The 22,244-nt window shown below is 43.0% G+C and carries 22 protein-coding genes; 7 read left to right on the plus strand and 15 right to left on the minus strand.

The features are described 5' to 3' along the window. Window positions 1–26 precede the first annotated feature (26 nt). Window positions 27–794: a putative ABC transporter permease gene (locus IGJ74_RS12005; RefSeq protein WP_005234965.1), complete on the minus strand. Its 768-nt coding sequence runs from the start codon at window positions 792–794 to the stop codon at window positions 27–29. Window positions 795–932: 138 nt separating this feature from the next. Next, on the minus strand, window positions 933–1,310 hold the full coding sequence (locus IGJ74_RS12010) for a DUF7006 family protein (protein ID WP_005234961.1): 378 nt from the start codon (window positions 1,308–1,310) through the stop codon (window positions 933–935). 489 nt (window positions 1,311–1,799) lie between these two features. On the opposite strand from IGJ74_RS12010, the gene IGJ74_RS12015 reads away from it, so the two are divergent. Beyond that, on the plus strand, window positions 1,800–2,423 hold the full coding sequence (locus IGJ74_RS12015; RefSeq protein WP_016621505.1) for a hypothetical protein: 624 nt from the start codon (window positions 1,800–1,802) through the stop codon (window positions 2,421–2,423). A gap of 62 nt (window positions 2,424–2,485) precedes the next feature. Here IGJ74_RS12015 and IGJ74_RS12020 read toward each other — a convergent pair whose 3' ends face one another. From IGJ74_RS12020 to IGJ74_RS12030, 3 genes are all read right to left on the minus strand, one after another. Beyond that, on the minus strand, window positions 2,486–4,348 hold the full coding sequence (locus tag IGJ74_RS12020; protein ID WP_218193185.1) for a glucosaminidase domain-containing protein: 1,863 nt from the start codon (window positions 4,346–4,348) through the stop codon (window positions 2,486–2,488). Between the two features lie 33 nt (window positions 4,349–4,381). Beyond that, window positions 4,382–5,860, minus strand: a complete 1,479-nt coding sequence (locus tag IGJ74_RS12025) for an NlpC/P60 family protein (protein WP_194188371.1) — start codon at window positions 5,858–5,860, stop codon at window positions 4,382–4,384. Window positions 5,861–6,227: 367 nt separating this feature from the next. Beyond that, window positions 6,228–6,848, minus strand: a complete 621-nt coding sequence (locus IGJ74_RS12030) for a TetR/AcrR family transcriptional regulator (RefSeq protein ID WP_005225615.1) — start codon at window positions 6,846–6,848, stop codon at window positions 6,228–6,230. Between the two features lie 110 nt (window positions 6,849–6,958). Between IGJ74_RS12030 and IGJ74_RS12035 the strand changes: the two genes are divergently transcribed. Further along, complete coding sequence (locus tag IGJ74_RS12035) at window positions 6,959–7,561, plus strand: ECF transporter S component (RefSeq protein WP_005234954.1); 603 nt, start codon at window positions 6,959–6,961, stop codon at window positions 7,559–7,561. A 132-nt stretch (window positions 7,562–7,693) separates the two neighbouring features. On the opposite strand, the gene IGJ74_RS12040 is transcribed toward IGJ74_RS12035, so the two are convergent. The 8 genes from IGJ74_RS12040 to IGJ74_RS12075 form a co-directional block, all read right to left on the minus strand. Continuing rightward, window positions 7,694–8,053, minus strand: a complete 360-nt coding sequence (locus IGJ74_RS12040) for a DUF1304 domain-containing protein (RefSeq protein ID WP_016613516.1) — start codon at window positions 8,051–8,053, stop codon at window positions 7,694–7,696. 2 nt (window positions 8,054–8,055) lie between these two features. After that, a complete protein-coding gene (locus tag IGJ74_RS12045; protein WP_016613517.1) occupies window positions 8,056–8,343 on the minus strand; it encodes a putative quinol monooxygenase in 288 nt (95 codons plus the stop codon). A 14-nt stretch (window positions 8,344–8,357) separates the two neighbouring features. Further along, the gene (locus tag IGJ74_RS12050) at window positions 8,358–8,993 is read right to left on the minus strand and encodes a nitroreductase family protein (RefSeq protein ID WP_008378805.1); all 636 of its coding nucleotides are present in this window, start codon (window positions 8,991–8,993) and stop codon (window positions 8,358–8,360) included. A gap of 14 nt (window positions 8,994–9,007) precedes the next feature. Beyond that, window positions 9,008–9,415, minus strand: a complete 408-nt coding sequence (locus IGJ74_RS12055) for a MarR family winged helix-turn-helix transcriptional regulator (protein WP_008378808.1) — start codon at window positions 9,413–9,415, stop codon at window positions 9,008–9,010. Window positions 9,416–9,624: 209 nt separating this feature from the next. Continuing rightward, on the minus strand, window positions 9,625–12,291 hold the full coding sequence (locus IGJ74_RS12060; RefSeq protein WP_218193186.1) for an HAD-IC family P-type ATPase: 2,667 nt from the start codon (window positions 12,289–12,291) through the stop codon (window positions 9,625–9,627). Between the two features lie 771 nt (window positions 12,292–13,062). Further along, window positions 13,063–13,980, minus strand: a complete 918-nt coding sequence (locus tag IGJ74_RS12065) for a cation diffusion facilitator family transporter (RefSeq protein WP_218193187.1) — start codon at window positions 13,978–13,980, stop codon at window positions 13,063–13,065. Window positions 13,981–14,156: 176 nt separating this feature from the next. Beyond that, window positions 14,157–15,284 carry an LCP family protein gene (locus tag IGJ74_RS12070; RefSeq protein ID WP_008378814.1) on the minus strand — a complete coding sequence of 376 codons (1,128 nt, stop codon included), beginning with the start codon at window positions 15,282–15,284 and terminating at the stop codon, window positions 14,157–14,159. 193 nt (window positions 15,285–15,477) lie between these two features. Next, on the minus strand, window positions 15,478–15,942 hold the full coding sequence (locus IGJ74_RS12075) for a VOC family protein (RefSeq protein WP_086373142.1): 465 nt from the start codon (window positions 15,940–15,942) through the stop codon (window positions 15,478–15,480). 77 nt (window positions 15,943–16,019) lie between these two features. On the opposite strand from IGJ74_RS12075, the gene IGJ74_RS12080 reads away from it, so the two are divergent. The 5 genes from IGJ74_RS12080 (at window position 16,020) to IGJ74_RS12100 (ending at window position 21,571) form a co-directional block, all read left to right on the plus strand. Continuing rightward, entirely contained in the window at window positions 16,020–16,952 is a 933-nt protein-coding gene (locus tag IGJ74_RS12080; protein ID WP_218193188.1) for a WYL domain-containing protein, read from the plus strand. Window positions 16,953–17,025: 73 nt separating this feature from the next. After that, window positions 17,026–17,385: a hypothetical protein gene (locus IGJ74_RS12085; RefSeq protein WP_218193189.1), complete on the plus strand. Its 360-nt coding sequence runs from the start codon at window positions 17,026–17,028 to the stop codon at window positions 17,383–17,385. 149 nt (window positions 17,386–17,534) lie between these two features. Beyond that, complete coding sequence (locus tag IGJ74_RS12090; RefSeq protein WP_218193190.1) at window positions 17,535–18,074, plus strand: GNAT family N-acetyltransferase; 540 nt, start codon at window positions 17,535–17,537, stop codon at window positions 18,072–18,074. Window positions 18,075–18,089: 15 nt separating this feature from the next. After that, window positions 18,090–19,820: an ABC transporter ATP-binding protein gene (locus IGJ74_RS12095; RefSeq protein ID WP_086373144.1), complete on the plus strand. Its 1,731-nt coding sequence runs from the start codon at window positions 18,090–18,092 to the stop codon at window positions 19,818–19,820. Beyond that, entirely contained in the window at window positions 19,817–21,571 is a 1,755-nt protein-coding gene (locus IGJ74_RS12100) for an ABC transporter ATP-binding protein (protein WP_005234933.1), read from the plus strand. Before IGJ74_RS12095 ends, IGJ74_RS12100 begins: the two co-directional genes overlap by 4 nt. Before the next feature lie 69 nt (window positions 21,572–21,640). Here the strand turns inward: IGJ74_RS12100 and IGJ74_RS12105 are convergent, their stop codons facing one another. Together IGJ74_RS12105 and IGJ74_RS12110 are read right to left on the minus strand one after the other, a co-directional pair. Beyond that, window positions 21,641–21,913: a GNAT family N-acetyltransferase gene (locus IGJ74_RS12105; protein ID WP_005234932.1), complete on the minus strand. Its 273-nt coding sequence runs from the start codon at window positions 21,911–21,913 to the stop codon at window positions 21,641–21,643. Next, window positions 21,901–22,179, minus strand: coding sequence for a (4Fe-4S)-binding protein (locus tag IGJ74_RS12110; RefSeq protein ID WP_008378829.1), 279 nt, complete (start codon window positions 22,177–22,179; stop codon window positions 21,901–21,903). Before IGJ74_RS12110 ends, IGJ74_RS12105 begins: the two co-directional genes overlap by 13 nt. Between the last annotated feature and the right edge of the window lie 65 nt (window positions 22,180–22,244).

Consider the following 22,244-nt stretch of genomic DNA (forward strand, 5'->3'; position numbering starts at 1 on the left):
TTTTTTGTAATCTTACCGTAACAAACCTATTTTTTCTTACGGATCGCTTCAATAAATCGAGACAATTCCTGACTGCTTTTTATCTGATTGATTTCTAACTTTTGAAAGTTTTTTAAGAGTCTTCTTTGATGGAAATTCAATCTCGGTAGATTCTGTTTTAATACGCGCCATTCTTCTGGAAACGCTGCGAAGCGCCCTTGCCAATCGTTTTTATATTGCTCAATATTTTCAGCCAATTCTTTTTTGTGCTGTTCAAAGGCTTGATTGACCTGTTGCACCGCTTTCTGAAAGGCAACCAAGTTAGCTAGGGTATAGCCCATATCAAAAGAGAGAACCATTAATAAGAAAACTGGTAATAAGAATCCTACGCGAGCACTCAATGTTTGAACAATCTCCAGCATTTGCGGATGAACAAATCGAACAATGAGCACACAGCACACGCCCCAAAAAAGAGAAATCGGCAATGCCACCCTTCCATTGATATTTAATGGGACTTCTTTATAATCCCACCATGAGGCATGAAAAAAACGCTCAAGTAAATAACTTGTCACATATTCAAGCACGGTAACCAACAACGCTGCCGCAAAGAACAGTGGAATCACTTGCTCATGCAATGGCCGCAATAAATAGACAACGCCAAGAATCCCAAAGCCGTAGATGGGTGTGATGGGACCAACAAGGAAGCCCCGATAAACAAAGTGCTTGGCTTTTAGTGAGCAATAAATGGTTTCCCAAAGCCAACCGATAAATGAGTACAAGAAAAATAATAAAATGATCCGTTCAAATTGAACCATACCTATCCGCTCCTTTTCAAACTGTCACAATGATCTGTGCAATCGTACTTGTCATCACAATCATACCACAAATCAATCAGTCTTATTTTGAATCAGTGCAGTAGCTTATTCCCTGTTTGAACGTTCTTTTTTCGTTGCTTATTGATCACCAAAAATAATTGATGGGTGCACTTGTTCTTTCAAACTATAGCCACACAGTTCTTTGTTAAAGGTAAAATGATCTTGTTCCACATTTGCAATGATCTCATCTTCGGAAAATCCGTGAAAATCGTAGTCATTGATATAACTGCGAAGTAATACTAATTTTGCATCGATCAAGAGAACTCTTTGGATATCCATCCAAAAAGCCATGTCTTTGTTTTTCAATATTTTTTTCAATTCTGCTTCCTGTGCTAACCAGTACGCATAGACTGATGGCATTTCACCTTTAATGGTTTCAGCAGATAATCCTTCTCTCATTTTTACTAGATACTCATTTACTGATTGATAAAACAATTTCCTTCCCCCTAGTTCCATTATTTTTAAACGTAGATCTTATGTTTCTTCTATTCCTCGCCGCTTTGAGCTATCTTTCTCTATCCGGCTGTCGCTGATGTCGCCCTACTTTTTGTATCGAAAGAAGCCATAGTATTTCGCAACAAAATTCTGACAATTATTCAAAACAAATAGATAAATAAAAAACACACTATTATTTTATAGATATAACCGACACAATTTTTAACTTCACTATTCTTTTAATGCTTCCTTTCTTTTCTAAAGCATAGCAAAAGTCGCCCCGTATTTATAATCAACTTTTGCATCAATCTAAGAAAAAAGTGAAAATAAGCGGTAACAGTCAGTTATTTCGGCTTCATTTTTTTAAATTTATTATTTAACAATCCTTTATTTTTTTCTTTTCATGCAGTAACTGAGAATATTTTATTGCGTTATTTCCTTTCCTATTATACGATTAACTAAATAATGTTGGTTATTTGAAAATAGAAAACAAAGGGGAACGTGAGAATAATGAGAAAAAGTGTTGTTTTTAGTTTATTGGGGTTCACACTTCTTTTTGCTGGCTGTACGCCAAAAGAGGAGAAACCAGCTTCAGAAAGCACGGAAAATGCAAGCGCTACAAGCTTATCTATGACTTCGTCAACAGAAGTCGCGCAAGAATCGACGGGCTCTTCCAGCGAAGCGTCTTTACCGAGTTCGGAACAAACCATCACAGGCGTGAGTGGAACAAACTATACCATCGATTTGCCTAGTAATTGGCAAGAGGTACCCGATTTCACTTCATTGAATCCTGACAATGATTTCATGTTGTCAGATGCGTTAGAAACGAAATACTTAGCTGCAGTCGTTGAATCGAAACAAGATTTTGCCGATTTAGAAACTTATCTCGGATTGGTTCAAGAAAATTTGGCAACAAGCTTCGATACGACCGCCACCTTTTTACCAATTCCTGACACGAAGGCCTATTTCGTTGATTTCCCAGCGACAGTTGAAGGGCTAAATATCCACTATATTTATTATGTACTTGAAACCGACAATAATTATGTTCAGTTGTATGGTTGGACGTTAGAAAGCTTATACGACTCTTCAAAAGACGAGCTAACAGCGATCATGAACAGCTTCAAAGAAGAATAAACAAAACATCTGGAACCATTTTGGCAAATAGCCGCAAAAATGGTTCCAGATGTTTTTTCATTTTATCTACGGACTACAAGACGCTGTCCTACAAGAATCAATGAGCCAGAAAGATTATTCCACTGCATCAACTGATTCACAGTCACACTGTAGCGTTGCGAAATGCCCCATAGAGTGTCTCCCGAACGTACGGTATAGGTGGTGCTGTTTGATGAGGAAGTGTTCGTTTCTTGAACATACGCTGCACTTACCCAGCCACGCCCTTCAATTCGATACCAGACGTTGTTGCCATTCACACTGGTTCCGGTCTTTTGCGCAACCGCGCGAAAAGAGGAGTTGTTTAACAAAGAACCAACTATTCTGGCACTGGTAGACGCATCAGAGCGAATATTCAATGTTGCGGTTGTACGAAACTCTTTGTTGATGCTTTGCTCAGAGCTATTACTTCCAGCGTTCACTTCTGTCACGTACGTAGCACTCACCCAGCCGCGTCCTTGAATTCGATACCACACATTGTTTCCGTTGACACTCGTTCCCGTCTTTTGAGCGACTGCTCGAAATGTCGCATTACTTGCCAAGGAGCCAACAACAGAAGCGCTAGTCGATGCATCTGAACGGATGTTCAAGGCAGCAGTTGTGCGGAACTCTTTGTTGATGCTTTGTTCGGCATTGTTGTTATTGTTGTTATTGTTGTTACCATTATTATTGTTGTTATCATTCCCACCCGTATTCGATGAGATCTCCGTCACGTGAGCAGCACTTACCCAGCCACGTCCTTGAATTCGATACCACGTCGTATTGCCGTTCACACTGGTACCAGTTTTTTGCGCTACTGCTTCAAATGTTGCATTGGCAGCCAATGAACCAACGATCGAGGCGCTTGTGGAAGCATCCGAACGGATATTGAGTGCTGCATTTGTTCTGAATTGCTTATTGATCGCCTGCTCAGAATTGTTATTGTTGTTATCATTTGAACCGCCACCACTTGATGTATCGTACTGGGTCAAATTGTGCGTTTCAATCAAGTTGTTTAGCTTACTTGCATAAGAAGTATCGGTGGCATAACGTCCTTGCAGCCATTGAGTCGCGTCACGATAAGAATTTGTATTAGACTTCCATGCCCCATGGTAGAAGAAAACACCCGGCGAAAATGAGGTAGTTCTCAAAACGTGTGCATTGTCTTGAAAAGATTCTTTTAATGAGGGGTATTTACGAAACCTAGCAATAATCGGATAGAGATTGCCATTCCCGTCATCTTCCATGGTTTGCATCTCTACAAATTGTCCATTGTAAGATCCCTTGATACCAAACATATTATTTGCAAGAGTGGTCAGCGTGGATTGCCCCCAACCCGATTCTAAGATCGCTTGGGCAATCATGACCGAAGCGTAGAGGTCATTTGCCCCGGCAACTTCTTGTGCCATTGGTCCTACTTGCTGAATAAATGCTTGCTGATTGTTGGAACGTGCCATTGGATTGTTGTAGTTGGGCATGACCTTCGTTTCAATGGCGATCCGCTCTTCTTCTGACAGAACAGGAATATCACTATCGGTTTCTGCTTTATTCTGTTCAGAAGCATCATCTGCTGGTGCATTTTCGGGTACCTCTTGGATGTCTACTCCATCCGCACTTTCAGCTTCTGATGGATCGGTACTATCTTGAGTTGCTGGTGATCCTTCGTTCACTTCTTGATCTTCTACAATGCTCACTGAATCATGCGTCGATGTGTCTTGGGTTGACTCTGCTGTTTCAACTACTTGAACACCATTTTGGGCTTCTGCTGACTCGAGTGTATCTGCTAAAACATTCATCGGCAAAATATTCACCGTACTAACAAGTGCAGCGGTTGCCGCCGCACTTTTACGGTAAAGAAGCCCTCTTTTTTGTTTCTTCGCACGATAACGAAGTTGTTTTCTTTCTTCCATTTGTCTCTCCTTAAAACTACAGCTAGCTACTTCTTACATTCTTACTGCAAAGCTAGGTGTAAAATGAGCGGTGCTGCCAACAGAAACATTTTGTCCTGGGCGTGGTGCATGAATGTATTGTCCGCCACCTAAAGCAATGGCTACATGATAGGTGCTACCTGATGAACCCCAGAATAAAAGATCTCCTGGTTGTGCTTGGCTAACGGAAATCACTGTACCGGCTGTTTCTTGTGGCACCGTCCATCCACCAATATCTCTCCCTGTTACTTGTAAAAAGACATAGCGAGTAAACCCAGAACAGTCAAAGCTGTCCGGTCCTTTGGCACCCCACACATAGGGTTTTCCGATATGCTTATAAGCTTCTGCCACGATTGCAGCACCATTTGTTGATGCTGGTGCAGAAGGTGCTGGCGGCGTCACGATCGGTGCAGGTGACGGAGCAGGCGTTGGCACCGGTGTTGGTGTAACGGGCGTCGGTGCAGGAACTGCAGGTGCGCTGTCCGCTGGTGTCTCCGGTGCTGCAGGTGTCACTGGTGTTTCTGGCTCTTGAATTTCTGGTGTATCTACTGGTGTTTCCTCTGGAACCTCTGGTGTTTCAACCGGTTCAGATTCTTGTGTATCCTCTGGTTGCGTTTCTGCTGGTGCTTCTGGCTCTTCCACTGGCGCTGGGCTCTCTGTTTCTGCGTCAGGTTCTGTGCTCTCTACTTGAACAGCTGCTTCATTCAAGGCTGCTTCTTCCGCTGCAGCTTGTTCTGCCTGCTGTTGCGCCGCTTGTTCCGCTTGGGCTTGTAAAGCAGCTACTCGGGCAGCTTCTTCACGAATTCTTGCTTGCTCCGCTTCATAGGCTTCTTTTTCCGCACGCAGCTGTTCTTTTTCTTCTTCTTTCGTTGCTTCTTCGTAGGCTAAATTACTAACTAAGACATTTAATTCTGCTTGGCTTGCTTCCAAAACACCTTTTTGTGCTTCCAGATGGCTCTGTGCTGCTTGCAATTCTGCCACTTTTTCTTGTGATTCCGCACGCTTTTGTTCAACAGCTTGTTGGTCGGCTTTTTGCTGTTCGATCACTTCATTATTCGCTCGAATGATCGTCGTCATCGCATGCAAACGACCGACTAGATCACTGACAGAGTCCGCCTCTAGTACCGCTGTTAGAAAATGGTCGCCTTTTCCATTAACTTGTGTTTCTCTGGCTTGCTTTTCAATGTTTTCTGAGCGTTTGGCAATGCGCTCTTCTAACTGACTGATTTCCTGATCCAATCCTTCGATCGCTTGCAACAAATCACTTTGCTGCGCTAAAATGATTGCTGCTTCTTGATTTAACGAATCAATTTCTGCAGACAATCCGTCAATTTCCCCTTGTACGCTTTGACGTTGCTGTCTCAACTGATCAATTTCGTTATTTTTTTGTTCGATCAATTGATCGTGATTCGTAGCAAAAACGGTCACAGGTCCGCCGAATGATGACAATACAATGCCGCACATACACACTGTTGCAAAGATTTTCTTCTTCATCTGATCCTCCAAATTCAGTTTTAAAACTTTTTTTTCATTTATTTGACCATTTTCATTTTACCATAGTTCAGCAACAAACCCAATCCGTAAGCGATTTACATTTTAGTTACATAAATAAGCTCTGTTTTTTTATTACATGTTCCCCACTCCTATCCCACCGACACGCCGAGTGAATCCCTATGTATCAACTGTTCAAGAAAACTTCATAGAAAAAGTCCTTTTTCTTAAGAAAAAATAAATAATGTTGTAGATTTCACTTTTATTACATTAATTTTCTGCAAAATATGCTTGATTCACAAAGTTATAAACAGACGAAAAAAGCTCCTTCCTAGTGTTTTCTAGAAAAGAGCGAGTTTTTTTGTCTGTGTTATTCACGATAAGGGAGTAGTTGTCTCATTACGGCGATTTGGTCATCAATGGTCTGTTCTGTGATGTGACCGGTCAGAGCCAAAATCCCTAATCCTTCAATCACGAACATATAGTTTTCTGCAATCACTGCCAAGTTTTCATCTTTTAATACACCTTGCTGAACGCCCACTTGAAAAATCTCATGGATCGTCCGTTTCGTCTCAGCGAGTTGAGCTTGCTGCAGTGAACTGGAGGCTTCGGTTTTATGCGTATAGTAATACTCGTAGACGGCTCGCAGCATACCGTCAGAAATGCTGTGGAGTAGACGCTTGCGATGGTCGGAAAAATATTTGTTTAAAATCGTTTCAAAGGGTACTTGCTCCATGATCATCTCTCGTACATCATCAAATTTTCGTTTGGAACGCTGCTCTAACACTGCCAAAAAAATCTCATCCACCGAACGAAAGTACAAATAAATGCCGCCGCGACTAATGCCGCACTCTTCGATAATGTCCTTCATTGTCGCATCAATCAAACCTTTCTTACTAAAGACGACTTTGGCACTTTCAAGAATCAAATCACGCTTTTGTTGTTTTTTCTTTTCCGCTGTAGTCAATTCGCTCTGCTGCTTCTTCGCCATTTTTTTGGCTCCTTTCATCACATTATTAATGACACTCGTGTCATTTTGTTGTATAATCAACCTAACTTAAAAATGACACAAGTGTCATTATAAAAAAAGGAGTTTTTACAATGAATACAAAAAGCAAAACCTATCGCCTTGTCATTCGTGCCATTTTAACTGCTATTATTATTTTACAGACGATGGTGCCTTTCCTTGGATTTATTCCGATCGGTATCACTAGTTTGACGATCATCCATATCACGGTAATCGTCGCTGCCATCGTTTTAGGGACAAAAGACGGGATGTTCATTGGCTTAGTCTGGGGCATTTTTACCATGATCCGTGCGTTTACCTCCCCGACAACGCCCTTGGACATTGCCGTTTTCACCAACCCAATCATCTCGGTGGTCCCCCGTGTGTTGGTTGGCTTAGTGGCTGGTCTCTTATTTACGATCATTTACAAAAAGACCAAAAAAGTCGTCGCTGCTTCGATTGTTGCAGCAATCTTTGGGACCATCACAAATACAGTTTTGGTCTTAACCCTAATGGGAACCTTATATACTGGCTTAGTTGCCAATACCTATGGTGTCGATGCTTCGGCTTTATTCGTGACCCTCGGTGGAATTGCTATAACAAATGGAATCTCTGAGGTGATCACAGCTGCGATCTTAACACCCATTCTAGTAAAAGCCTTATTTGCGGCAACCAGTTTACGTCCAGAAAATCGTTAGTCCCTTCTCTTATCCTATCATTTTTTTCACGTTCTGAGTACTCTTTGCCCAAACATTAAAAGCCCCCGATTTAAGAAAGCTTCTATTGTATAGAAAGGCTTTCTTAGATTAGGGGGCTTCTTCTTTTATTGGTTAAAAAAAGGTGGACAGCAAGGCAAGGATCGCTAGACCGCCTTGGGTCAAAATAATTTTCTTGTCGCTAGTCACACTGCCATATGCAGCTACTAAGATAATGTAGATCAGCAACAAGCGACTGATTTCCAATGGTGCTGAAGCAAAGGTAATACTATACAGTAACCCCAAACCAATGAGTCCATTGTAAACCCCTTGGTTTTTGAACAAGGTCACAACGATCGGTCGTTCAAGTTCTGCTTTCGTCACGTTGAAGACCCGCGCCGTTGCTTTGGACGTAGTGGCAAATGTTTCTAAATAGAGAATATAGAAAAACTCTAAGGCAACCAGTACAATTAAAATCGTCGATAAAATCGTCATCTTTATTCTCCTTGTTGAGCGACAATGATCTCGCTCGGTTTGGCTGCAAAGTCAGGCATTTGCTGGAATAATTGTTGCAGCAGCGGGTTTTGATTGTGGGCGGTGATCGCTTCTTGACTCGCCCATTTTTCGACCATGACAAACCGATTGTTTTCTTCCAATGATTCATAGAGATGATAGCCGTGGCAGCCATCCTCAGTTCTTGCCGATGCTATTAATGGGGTAACAGCGGCTAAAAAATCTGCCCGCTTTTCTTCTTTGATGTAAAACGTTGCATTGATGATTTCCATCGTTTTCCCTCCTCTTATAGAAATGTCGTAATTTGTTCTGCGTCTAACCGAACGGATTCATAGCCTAATTCTTTGGCTTTTCCGACTGAAAGGATCATGACAGGAACATAACGTTCTTTGTCTAAGCCAAAAGCTTCTGCTAATTGATCTGCTTCAAAGCCGCCGATTGGGTTGGTTTCATAGCCATGCGCCCGCGCAACTAACATAAATTGCATCGCTGCTAAACTAGCGTCGATCTTCACCACATCATTCATTTGTTCTTTTGTAAGATTTTCGTAATGAGGAATGATCGCTGCTAATTGTTGGTCACGTACTTCCGCTGGCATTTTGCCTTCTGCTACTGCTTTGTTATAAATTTCTTCTCCTAGTTCATGACAAAGCATATCGCCAAAAATCAAGACCATTGCAGAAGATGTATCATTTTGTCGGACGTTGAAACGAATCAACGGTTTCAATTTTGCTTTTTGCTCATCGCTTTCCACAACGACAAAGCGCCAAGGCTGCATATTGACTGAGGAAGGTGCTGTCGTTGACTCTTGGATCATGGTCAACATTTCTTCATGGGGGATTTTGTAGGTTTCATCATAGACACGAACCGATTTTCGGCCAAAGGTGATCTCTGAAAAATTGTTATTGCTGTATTCTGTCATGGGTTTGCCTTCTTTCATGGAACTAATTTCATAAGTAATGTTAGAAGCTGTGCTTCTTCTTCTTCGGTCAAATTGATGCCTAACGACTCCTCAGAGCTGGCATGCTTTGAAGCACAACTAGCCAAATCGGCTTGTGCTTTCGGTGTCAAAGAAACAAAAATCTCGCGGTTATTGTCTTTGTTTCGTTCCCGTGTCACAAATTGTTTTTCTTCGAGAATCTTCAAATGCCGAGTGACCGCTGCACTATCGATCTTCAATTCATTCTGTACTTGATTTTGGGTACAGCGTCCTTGCTCATTCAAAAACTGCAGCAACTGATAACGGGTCAGACTAAAGCCAGTCTCTTTTTCAAAGATCGCCGTTAATTCTTGATTCACGATTTTCATCCGATACAGCAATCCGCTTAGCTCACGTAAATTCATTGCATAAACCGCTCCTTTCATCATTGACTTGTCAACTGTTGACTAGTCAAGTATAAATCATTTTCTTTTGCTTGTAAAGAGTAAGCAAAAAAGACCCGCAGCTAGGCGAACTTCATCAAGGATCGAATCAAGAATCCTTTGGCGAAGTTGCGCCATTAGGCTGCAGGTCTTCGTTACTCCGGTATTGAGAAAATACTGGAGAATTTATTTTATTTTAATTGGAAGAGTTTCTTCAAGCCCATCACAATCAGTGTAGAGATCGCTGCAGCAACGAAGATGATCCCCCACGTGCCGGCTTGAATTGGCATCGTGTCTAATAGCTCATTCATAAACGGTACATAGACCGCTGAAAGCTGCAAGCCTACGGAAAGGAGCAATGCCCCCATCAACGGTTTATTTTTCAAGAGAGTTTTGTCTAAGCCAAAACCGCTGCTCTTACGAACGTTGAAAATATGCATCAATTGTGCTACTGCCATAAAGGTAAAGGTCGCTGTTTGTGCATAAAGCAACTCGTGATCCGTCAACATCAAGAAATTGAAGAAGCCAAACGCCACCAAACCAATCACAACACCACTTAAAATGATGCGTCCTAAGAAGCGTTTGTTGACGAGGCCATCAGCTTTCGACCGTGGCTGACGTTTCATGATATCGTCTTCTGCTGGTTCAAAGGCTAACGCCATTGCTGGCGCAATATCGATGACTAGATTCAAGAAAAGGATATGCAGCGGTTGGATCGGCATTGGCATCAAGAAGATGACACTTAAAAAGATCGTCACGATCTCAACCATATTACATGAGAATAAGAAAGAAACATATTTTTTGATGTTGTCAAAAATGATGCGTCCTTCTTTGATGGCATCGACGATTGTTCCAAAACGGTCATCCGTTAAAATCATATCGGAAGATTCTTTGGCTACTTCTGTCCCACGAATCCCCATGGCGATCCCGATATCGGCGCCGTTGAGTGCCGGCGCATCGTTAACGCCATCGCCAGTCATAGAAACGATATCGCCTTCTTCACGCAAGGCTTCCACAAGTTGTAATTTATTTTTTGGAGAGACTCGAGCAAAGACAGCGACTTCTTCGATTTTTTTGTTAAAGCCTTCCTGCCCTGCCAATTCATCGATCTCGCGACCTGTCATGGTTTTTTCATGATCTTTTAAGCCAATTTCTTTGGCGATCATTGATGCGGTCTTCGGATGGTCCCCCGTGATCATCTTCACTCGGATCCCCGCTTCTTGGGCGACCTTCACTGCTTCTTTGACATCTGTTCGTGGCGGATCGACGATGCCCGCAAAGCCTTGGATCTTGATTTCCTGCAGTGCTGCTTTCAGCTCTGCTTCGTCCGTTCCACCTTGATAATCCTTGATGCACCCGACAGCGATCACCCGCTGCCCATGACTGGCTAACGTGTCATTGTATTCATGAAGTTGTTCTTTTTCTGTGGCATCAGCATCAGCTAAATCAATTAAGACATCTGGTGCCCCTTTGATGATCAATGTCCGTTGCTCTCCTTCATACACGGTCACCATGTATTTGTTGTCGGAATCAAAGGGCATTTCTGCGATTTTCTTCAGCCCGCTGTCCTGCTCTTTTTGCCGATCGATGCCGATCTTTTGACCTAAAACGACAAACGCTCCATCCGTTGGATCACCGAGGATCTCGTATTGCCCTTCGTTTTCACGTAAAGTGGCGGTGGTACATAAAGCGCCATTTGCAACCATCCCTTGCAGCGCATCATGATTGGCTGCATCGATCTCGGAATTATCATCCGAGTCTGCCTTATAGAATTTTCCGTTGGGTTCATACCCATTTCCTGTCACTTTGAACATTTCTCCTGAACCTAAAATGATCTCAGCAACCGTCATTTGGTTTTCTGTCAGCGTCCCCGTTTTGTCACTGGCAATGATACTGGTGGCGCCAAGAGTCTCTACGGCTGATAACGTTTTGACGAGTGCTTTGTGCTCGGCCATCGTCCGCATGCCTCGAGACAATGTGATTGTCGAAACGGCTGGCATTGCTTCAGGTATCGCTGCGACCGCTAAAATAATCGAGATATGGATCATTTCGACAAATGGCTGATTCGTCAAAATACCTGCGACCAAAACTGCCACCGCAGCAAAGAGCGCTGCAATAATGATTGCTTTTCCTAGCTTGTCCAATTCGATATCTAACGGCGTTTGACGTTTTTTGTCACCCGTCAGCATGTCACTGATTTTTCCAACCTCGGTCTTCATGCCGGTTTCTGTCACTACTGCATAGGCATTTCCCCGAGTTGCCGCAGTTCCTGCGAAAACGACATTGCGGCGATCGCCTAATGGAACATCTTCTTCATAAGTTTCTCGTGCATCTTTTTCAACAGCTTCTGACTCACCGGTCAGCGCTGATTCGATGCAGGCAAAGTTGCTCGTTTCAAGTAAGCGGGCATCTGCCGCAATAGCATCCCCTTCTTCCAAAACGAGAATATCGCCTGGAACGATCTTTGCCGACTCGATCTCCATTACTTCTCCATCACGAATCACTTTTGCGGTAGTGTAAATCATGCTTTGAAGTGAATCAATTGATTTTTGTGCTCGTAATTCTGTAATGAAACCGGTCATTACAGCAATCACCACGGCAATCAATACTGCAATTCCTTCAACCGTTTCCCCCATCGCAAAAGAGAGTAACGCAGCTGCTAGCAAGAGATAAACAATCAAGTTGTTCAAGTTATGCCACAGCAATTCCCATACAGAAAGGGATTCTTGTTGCTGGATCGTGTTTTCTCCGTATTTTTCTAAGCGTTTGTCGGCTTCTTTCCCGCTTAGGCCTTGCTTGCGGTCACTTTCAAAATGTTTCAAGGTCTCTTCAGTCTTTTGCTGGTAAAATTTTTCCATCAAATTCCTCCTTTTAATTGTAAACTTCTTGCCGAGGGTTTCCACGTTTCTGAAGGGATAAATCGGTACAGATACCTTGCACAGTCATTTTTTGATTTTTAATCGGTTCAGGCAATTGCTGATTGAAGGGAATATAACCAATAAGAAAAGCAAGCGCAGATTGACTGGCTGAGGGAAAAGGTATGTGTGATGAGCATCGATCATTTTGCGAGCAGTGAAGTAACTTTTTTTGGTAGTCGCAAGTGATCTTTCTATGTACGTACTTTGTGAAAAAACCATTCGGCCTATTTCTAACCTATCATGGATGAAGATGTTCGCAAAGGATTTTGCTTCACAAGTAAAGTAAAAAAACAGTCGTGACAAAATTAGCACCTCAGCTTTTGGTGTCGATTTGACAGCGTGCCAGTAATGGCAAACAGGCACTCGTTTCGGCGTTTTCTTAATAACCTGAGCTTTCGCTATGTTGTGATTTACAATGTTACAACTCTAGCAAAAAAATAACTTTAAAAAGAGAACGCTCATTGTCCTTACTTTATTTTAACAAAAAAACACAAACTTTTGAACAAAAAAACTGTTTACTGCTAAAAAAATAGATAAATCGCTGCATCTTTCCGCTTACAATCTAATTCCTGATCGTCAAAAAAGCCTAAAGTTAAAACAAGCCATTGATCCTTTGTGTTCATTCAACACGAGCTCACCACTACCCAAAACAAGCATTCCTGTGTTGAATTGTGAATCACCAACCGAAGAATGCTTCGTATTTATTCTACTTTATGAGGGAACTTCCTCACTCTCGATATAGCAATAGACCCTCAGTTCAGGCAAAGCCTGTTTTATTTGCTGCTCAATGGTATCAATAAACGTGCTTGGTTCTTCATCCGGCGCTAGTTTCAAGCTAAGGTCGGCGACGATCAAAAGTTCCTCTGGGCTTAGATGGAGGGTTCGTAAATCTTTGATTTGAATGATGGCAGGGTTGGCTAAAATTTGTTTGATCGCCATTAAATCTGATGCGGATGCCCCTTCGCCAATCAAAAGGCTATAAAATTCTTTGGCTAAAAAGACAGCAGCAGCTATCAACAACAATCCACCTAAAATGCCCCCGAGGGAATCAAATACCGGATTGCCTGTCAAAGCAGTCAATGAGATTCCTGCGATGGCGATCGTCACACTACCTAAGGCAAACAAATTTTCCGTGAAGCCTAAAAGCAGATCGGAATCGCGGCTTTCTTTTAAGAAACGGACGAGGGGCTGGTTTTGCTTGTTTTGTTCTTTGACTTCTTGCCATCCCTCTTGTACAGCCGTCACTTCAATGAACAAACTGACAAATAAGATCGCTGCCACCAGCTGGAGCTGTTCCACTTCGTGGGTTGGGTCCAGCAAATCGCGGCTGGCTTCAACAACCGCTAAAATCCCACCGCCTAAAAAAACTGTCATGGCAACTACGGTACTAAAAAAATAGGTCGCTCGTCCTTCACCAAACTGATGCAGTTCACTGCGTCCTCGCTGTGCTCGGTTTTCACCGATGGCTAGAAGTCCTTGATTGATGCAATCGATCAGACTATGGATACTTTCGTTCATCAAGACAGCACTGCCGCTAAAGAAGTAGCCGTTGGCTTTCATGATCAACCCTAAGACGTGGGTCAGCAAAACGATTCTACGGGCTTTTTGTTCTTGCTGTTTTTCCATCATGGTTCCTCCCCCAGTGTATGACTTGCTGCAACAAGTTGTCTCTTTTCTTAAGAATAGCACTGCACTTCTGAGATGCAAACGAAAGCGGCTTGAGAGACTGAACTTGTTTTCAATCGATTTTTAAAGGTCTGAGGGTATAAAAAAAGTCAGGAATGTTCCTGACTTTTTTCTCTTGATTAGTAGCCGGTTCCGTCATCAACGACATCCGAGCCGTATCCGTCACCAGTTCCTGCACCTGTCTCGTTTCCAACACCGGTTTGTGTTTCTGTATTGGCATCTGCTTGCGAATCTGCTGGTGCTTGACCTAAGGCTTTCAGCATATCATTACGGATTTCATTGTAAGAATAGTCTTGAATATATACGATCGATTGTCCATCATAAGATTCCCCATCGTACCATTCAAAGGTATGTTTTTGAATATCGAACCCAGACAACATATTGCCCGCTAAAGATACTAAGTCTTCAAACTTAAAGTTTGTATTCACATCTTCGCTGACAGAATCTAAAATTTCTTGGTACTTGGTGACATTATTGATTTTCAAAGCTTGGTGGATCGCTGCTTCAATAACTTCTTGCTGACGGTTTCCTCGATCCACATCAGTATCCATTTTCCGGATACGGGCAAAAATCAAGGCTTGTTCACCGTTCAACAATTGACGTCCTTCTGGAATCAACGTTTCTCCCGTGTTGTCTGAAGTATATTTCTTGTTGATGTCGTAAGGCACATCAACAGTGATTCCGCCAATCGCATCGATTATTTTTTCAAAACTTGTAAAATTGATGTTTACGTAATAGTCAATTGGCAATTGCAGGTAGTTTTGGACTGTTTCAATCGTTGCGTCTTCCTCACCAATCGTGAATGCACTATTGATCTTGGCTGTAGTAGCAATTGTCCCAGTTCCTGTTCCATCATAAATATTGGTCCAAATATCTCTAGGGAGACTAACCATATCGATTTTCTTGTTTTCGCCATCATATACCATGTAAATCAAACTGTCGGTACGGGCACTGTCCAAATGTTCTGTCTTTTCACGTTCCGCGTCATTATCGACACCCATCAGCAAGATCCCAAACTTTGAATTAACATCAGAAGCTTTCAATGAGTTGTCTTCTTTACTTTTATTGGAACTGATTACAGCGGATTCTTTAAACATTTTATCCACTGAATTTTTTGCTGCATAATACGTATAGCCGGCAAATAAAACGATGCCTGCAATGGCGAAAAGAAAGATTCCTCCAATAATCACGCGTTTGTTGCGCGCTTTGTGGGCTCTTTGCTGTTTATATCTCGTCTTTCTATCCATAGTGCCTCCTTCATTTCTCCTGAATTGCTCTCCCCGATTGTACCAGAATTTTTGCGATCCGCCTATTTTTTTAAGAAGTTTTATTCTTTTTCTGTGAAGTCCTTTAAACATTCCTTAAAAATAATTCTGATGATGAAAGAAAGCTGGATAATTAGTCAACTTCTATGGATATTTTATTAAAAAACGATTTTTTTCATTCACCCTTTTTTGATGGATCAACTTCTTTTTCGACAGTAAGCTGAATAATTACACCAAATGGATCGCGAACACTTGCATAAAAAAACGCAAACGGATTTTCACTAGGTGCCTGGATCACCTGACTGCCCTTTTCCACTAGTCGTTGATAAAGCTTTTGAGCTGTTTTGGTGTCGTCTATCGTCAAACTCAAGGATAAGTGATTCCCTGCTTGAATGGGCTCCCCTTCGATCAATGGATTGTCAGCCAGCTGCAACTGGAAATCTCCGATTTGTAGGATGGAATGAGAAAGATACTGTTCTTGACCTGCAAGAATCTCCAGTGTTGGATCAAGTTTTTCTTGATATTCTTGGTTGGTGATGGCGAATAAGAGGGTCGCGTCTAATGTTTCCTGATAAAAGTGGATGGCTTCTTGGGCTTTGCCGTCTAAGGTTAAAAATAAAGCGATTTTTGGTTCGATCATTTGTTGGTTCCTCCTTTTCTTGTTACCATAAGTGTAACTGTGAATATTGCCAAAACTTGGCACCATTGGAGAAAGAAATGAAAAAATCAGAACGTTTAACTCAGGAGCTATTGTATTTACAAGGAAAAACCACTTTTCATCTAGCTGATTTGATGAAAACCTTTGCGATTTCAAAACGCACAGCCGTCCGCGATGTCCAATCGTTGGAAGAGCTGGGATTGCCTCTCGTGGTAGAAACCGGTCGTTATGGCGGCTATCAGATCTTAAAAAATCAACTGACCCCCTTGTACTTTGACAAAAATGAACGTTATACCCTTTTCTTTGCTTTACAGCTCTTACAAAAATTATCCGATTCTCCTTTTGATCGGAGCTATCAAGGGCTGCGGCGAAAACTTTTGCAGTCTTTTTATCAAGGAGATACCGACTGGTTAGAAAAAATGGAGACGGCGGTTTCATTTCAAGGGGTGCCTCAATTGACGAGTGCACCGATCCTCTCAGCGCTTTTTTCAGCGATCGTACAAGAACAGGTCATCCAATTTACCTATCAGCGTTATCAAAAAACGAACAAGACCGTACAACCCTTTCAGCTGGATTTTCGTGCTGGTTACTGGTATTGTTTGGCCTTTGATTGTCAAAAGCAGGCCTTTCGCCGCTATCGCTGTGATACAATGCAGGGACTTGTTGTAACGACAACAAAGGGCTATCCCTTAGATCAGTTAGCCAGAAAACAGACGCAACAGCGAGTAATAACTCAAACATTGGCCTATCAGATCCGCTTGATACCGCAAGTGAAAGAACGAGTTATGCAAGAACGATATCCTGACATGAGAGTGACCGAACGCTCTAGTGAGCTTTGTTTGGATGGCTATATCAGCGAAAATGAGCTTGATTTTCTAGCTGACTTTCTCTTGCAATTTGGGCCAACCATCAAAGAAATCGAACCGTTAGCCCTCAAACAGGCGTATACTGAAAAAGTTCGGCGGATGCTGCAGCCATTTACAACTGACTAAGCGTCTTCACGCTGTTCGATGATGGTTGACACTCTGCCTAAAACGATTCTTACTTATAAGGAGTTTTCTACCCATGTTTCTTTTAAATAAAAAAACCTTCCAAGCGTTGGCAGCCCCCTATTTGACGGAAGGAGCTGTGATCGGCTATGCAAAATGGCAGTCCTTCAATGCCATCACCAGCCGTACCCTGCTCGTCTTAGATGATCAGCAATTGACGATTTTGGCATTGAATCTTTTCTCGACAAAAGTCCTGCAGCACAAAATCTTGCCGCTTGCTGAGCTAAAAAAACAGCACAAAGATCCTGTTGTAGGGATGCTCGTCCCGATTCGCTTTACTTATAAAGGGGAAACCTACCGTTTTCAAATGCAGCGAGTGATTTTGCCCTTGGGCGATTGGCAAAAAACCTTTCTTGCCCGCTGGCAGGCGTGGTAAGTAGGCAGCAACTGGCAAGTTCTGATTGTAAAAGAAAGAATTTTCATGAAATTTACACTCTTTTACAAGAAAGTTGTTGTATTTTTCTGATAATGTTTTCGGCTATTTCGTTCTATGGTAAGATGTCCCTAAAGAAATGGAGGCTGTCTATGGTATGTATGGAAAGTGAACGGTTAACGATCCGTCCGTTTCAAGAAAGTGATTTTGCCGATACCTTTGCTATTTATCAGCAAGCGGAAGTTTGCCGTTTCTTACTTCATGAGCCTTGGCAGACAGAAACGGCAGCGGCGTCTTTTGCCAAAAAATGTCAACAGCACACCTTGACGGACCAAGCAGGTCTTTCTTTGGCGGTACTACACGATCAAACGGTCATCGGCGATTTGTCGGTGTGGTCTACTGGTCAGCCGTCTTCCGTTGAAATCGGCTATGCCTTCCATCCGTCATTTGGCGGACAAGGGTTTGCTCAAGAAGCCTTGAAAGAGTTGTTGGACTGGTTGTTTGCCAGTCAGAAGATCCATCGGGTCCAAGCGACGCTAGATGCCCGCAATCAGGCCTCAGCCAAGCTTTGCCAACGGATTGGATTGCGCCAAGAAGCACATTTTATCCAAGACTGGTGGAACAAGGGGGAATGGACCGATAGTTTGGTTTTTGCCTGTTTAGCCAGTGAATATCCTGCTCATCCGAAATAATTTAGGAGGTTTTTTATGATAAGCTTGTTACGCTACGCCAAGGATTATCGCAAACAGATTATTCTTGGTCCGTTTTTCAAATTTTTAGAAGCGGTGTTTGAATTGGTCCTGCCTTTGCAGATGGCCGCTTTAGTCGATGAGGGGCTACGGCAAAACAATTGGTCGAAGGTCGTTGAAATGACGATCTGGATGATTGTGATGTCCGTGGTGGGGATGATCTGTGCAGTCATCTGTCAGTATTATGCTTCCGTCGCTTCTCAAGGATTCGGGACAGAATTACGCAATCGCTTGATGAAAAAAATCAACACCCTTTCCCATAGCGAACTGAACTTATTCGGTACTGATACGTTGATTACTCGAATGACCAACGACATCAATCAGATGCAGATTGCTTTGGCGATGCTGATTCGGCTGGTTGTCCGGGCGCCCTTCTTAAGCATCGGTTCTGTGATTATGGCCTTTGTCATTGATTGGCAAGCTGGCTTGATTTTCCTACTCGTTTTACCGCTCTTTTGTATCGTCTTATTCTGGATCATCGCCAAAACCGTGCCATTGTATAAGAAAGTTCAAGTCCATTTAGATGAGTTGAATGAGCTAGTTAGTCAAAATTTAAGCGGGATTCGGGTGATTCGTGCCTTTGCCCGCACAAAAACGGAAACGAAACGCTTTGATAAGGCAACTGATGATTTAAGTGATGTCTATTTACGGGTGACAAACCTGTCTGCTTTATTGACGCCTGCCACCACCTTGATCATGAATGTCGGCATTATCGCGTTGTTTTATATCGGTGGATTCAAAGTCAATATAGGCAATTTGCAGCAAGGACAAGTGCTGGCACTGGTCAATTACATGAATCAAATGCTCTTAGCATTGATCGTGGTTTCCAACTTAGTGATCATCTTTACCCGTGCGGCAGCATCAGGTTCACGGATCAACGAAGTTTTAACCACTGAGCCGTCGATCGGCGATGAACTTTCAGAAGTCTTTATGGATCAGCCGAAAAACAACGTCGGAGCGATTCGCTTTGAACATGTTGATTTCCGCTTTTCAAAAGAATACGGATTAGCTTTGAAAAACATTGATTTCCAAGTCGCGCCAGGGTCTATTTTAGGTATCACTGGACCAACCGGTAGTGGGAAATCTGCCTTGACCCAATTGATTCCCCGCTTCTACGATGTAGCAGATGGCAAAGTGATCGTTGACGGTCACGATGTACGGAAATGGCCTTTACAGCAATTACGCCAAAAAATCGCTATGGTGCCTCAAACCGCCGTGCTGTTTACGGGGACGATTCGGGAAAACTTGCAATGGGGCAAAAAAGAGGCCACCGATGAAGAATGCTGGCGCGCTTTAGAGATCGCTCAAAGCCGTGACTTCGTTGAAGCCTTGCCGCAGCAACTGGATACCCCGATTTTTGAAGGTGGCAAGAACTTTTCTGGGGGACAAAAACAACGGTTAACGATCGCCAGAGCGTTGATTGCTAAACCAGATATCTTGATTTTGGATGATTCCCTAAGCGCCCTTGACTATCAAACCGATCTTGATTTGCGGATGGCTTTAAAAGAAAGCATTCGTGGCACGGTCATCATTATCTCTCAACGGGTTCGCTCCATTCAAGATGCGCAGCAGATCTTAGTCTTAGACCAAGGGAATTTGGTAGGCAAAGGGACCCATGAAGAGCTGTTGGCATCTTCAAAAGAATACCAAGAAATCGTGGCATCACAGGCAGAGGAGGAAGAAGCATGAAAAAGAAATCATTCGATTGGTCGGCCTTTCGTCGCTACCTCCCTTATTTGACTGCCTATGCGAAGGAAACTTGGGCAGCAGTTGTCCTCGGGATCGCTGCTGGCGTCTCCTCGGTTTATATGACGTATCAGATTGGTCAAGCCGTCGATCAGCTGATAGGTGCTGATCAAGTGCAATTTAGCACTCTCTATCGTATTTTGCTTCTGTTTGCCGGAGTGGTTTTAGTGACTGTGGTCAGTCAATGGTTGATCCAGCGACTGGGTAACCGCGTGGCGTATTTATCTGTCGCCGATTTGCGCAAAAAAGGTTTTGCGCATCTCAATACATTGCCTTTGCGCTATTATGACCAAAACTCCCACGGCAACATCGTCAGTCGTTTTACCAATGACATGGATAATATTTCCATTGCCGTCGCTGCAGTCTTCAACCAGCTGTTTTCTGGTATTTCGGTCGTCTTGATCGCCTTAGTCGTCATGCTGCAAATGAGTGTGCCCTTAACGTTGGTCGTATTGGTTTCGACCCCGATCATCTTTTTGGTCAACTGGATCGTGGCACGAACGTCACAATCGCATTTTGCTCGGCAACAAGAAATCGTCGGCGAAATTTCTGGCTTTGTTACGGAAATGATCGGCAATCAAAAAATCGTCAAAGCCTTTGATCGAGAAACCATCAACCAAAACCGTTTTGAAACGATCAACCAAGAATTGAATGTCCGGGGGCAAAAGGCACAGTTTTCTTCTTCTTTGACCAATCCCCTTTCACGATTCGTCGATCATTTGGCGTATCTGTCAGTCGGCTTTGTCGGCGGTCTGCTTTACTTTTCTGGTTCAGGTGCTGTCACGGTTGGGATGATTTCCAGCTTTACGATCTACTCCAGTCAGTTTTCGAAACCATTCATTGAATTGTCAGGAATTACGACCCAGATCCAAACGGCATTGGCTGGACTTTCAAGAACCTTTGAGCTGTTGGATCAAGAGCCAGAAACAGCCGATGATCAAGAATCTCAATCACTGGGAGAGATCAAAGGCGAGATTGCCTTTGAGCAGGTGTCTTTTGCTTATGATCCTGGTCAAAAATTGATCGAAGATTTCACTTTTACTGCAAAACCTGGAGAAACCGTCGCAATCGTCGGAAAAACCGGTGCCGGTAAATCGACGTTGGTCAATTTGTTGATGCGTTTCTATGATGTCGATAAAGGCGTGATCAAGATCGATGGCACCGATATTCGTCAGTTGAAACGAGAAGAATTACGGCAAAGCTTCGGAATGGTCTTGCAAGATACATGGCTCTTTGATGCCTCTTTACGAGAAAACTTGCAATACGGAAATGACACTGCCACAGATGAAGAAATCTATGATGCCCTAAAGCATGCCTATATGTATGAATATGTGATGCGCTTACCAGAAACACTAGATACACCGATCGGTCATCAAGGCATCAAGATCTCTGACGGACAACGACAGCTATTGACGATTGCCCGCACGATGATCAGTAACCCACCAATGCTGATTTTGGATGAAGCAACCAGTTCGGTTGATACTCTGACTGAGAAAAAAATTCAAGATGCCTTTTTGAAAATGATGGAAGGCAAAACCAGCTTTGTGATCGCCCATCGGTTATCAACGATTCGAGCAGCAGACAAGATCCTTGTAATGGATGCCGGTCAAATCGTGGAGCAAGGAACCCATGAAGAATTACTGGCAGAACAAGGCTATTACTATCGCCTGTACCATGCTCAATTCCAACATTGATCAGTCATACAACAACCCCCACCACCTCAAAGAGAGCCTCTTGAGTTGGTGGGGGTTGTTTTGGTTGATTTATTGGTTCCAAACATCGGCATATTCTGGTTTGCGTTCAAATTCTTTTTTGGCAAAGGGACACAAAGGAATGATTTTCTTTTGTTCTTTGCGGGCTTTTTCCACCCCTTTTGCCACTAATTTTTCGGCGAGTCCTTGTCCCCGATAAGCAGGATCGACAAAGGTATGATCAATGATCATACGCGTTTCACCGGCTTTTGACCACGTCATTTCACCAATTTCTTTATCACCGTCTTTTAACACAAATCGAGCATTTTCTTCTAAGATTTCCATGATTGTTCCTCCTTTAACACATACTTTAATGCACCGCTTGGACAGGTATGGATCACTTGTGCCGCTTGGGCTGCTTCCCCATTATCAGGAATCACCCAGGGACGCCGTCCAACTTCAAAAATGGCGGGATTGCCCCGCACACAATTACCGCTGTGGGTGCAGATCTCTTTGTTGTAATAAATATCGATCGCTTCACCACGATACTTCCGATATCCTGCAGCAATCAACCCTTCTTCTGTTTCATTCGCTAGTGGCTGTTCGTCCATGTTGAACACCCTCCTCTTACTGATTGTCAGAAGCAAACTGCCTGCCTCCTCCTTCATCATACGAC

The sequence above is a fragment of the Enterococcus sp. AZ009 genome (assembly GCF_050548785.1).
Classification (GTDB): Bacteria; Bacillota; Bacilli; order Lactobacillales; family Enterococcaceae; genus Enterococcus_D; species Enterococcus_D entomosocium.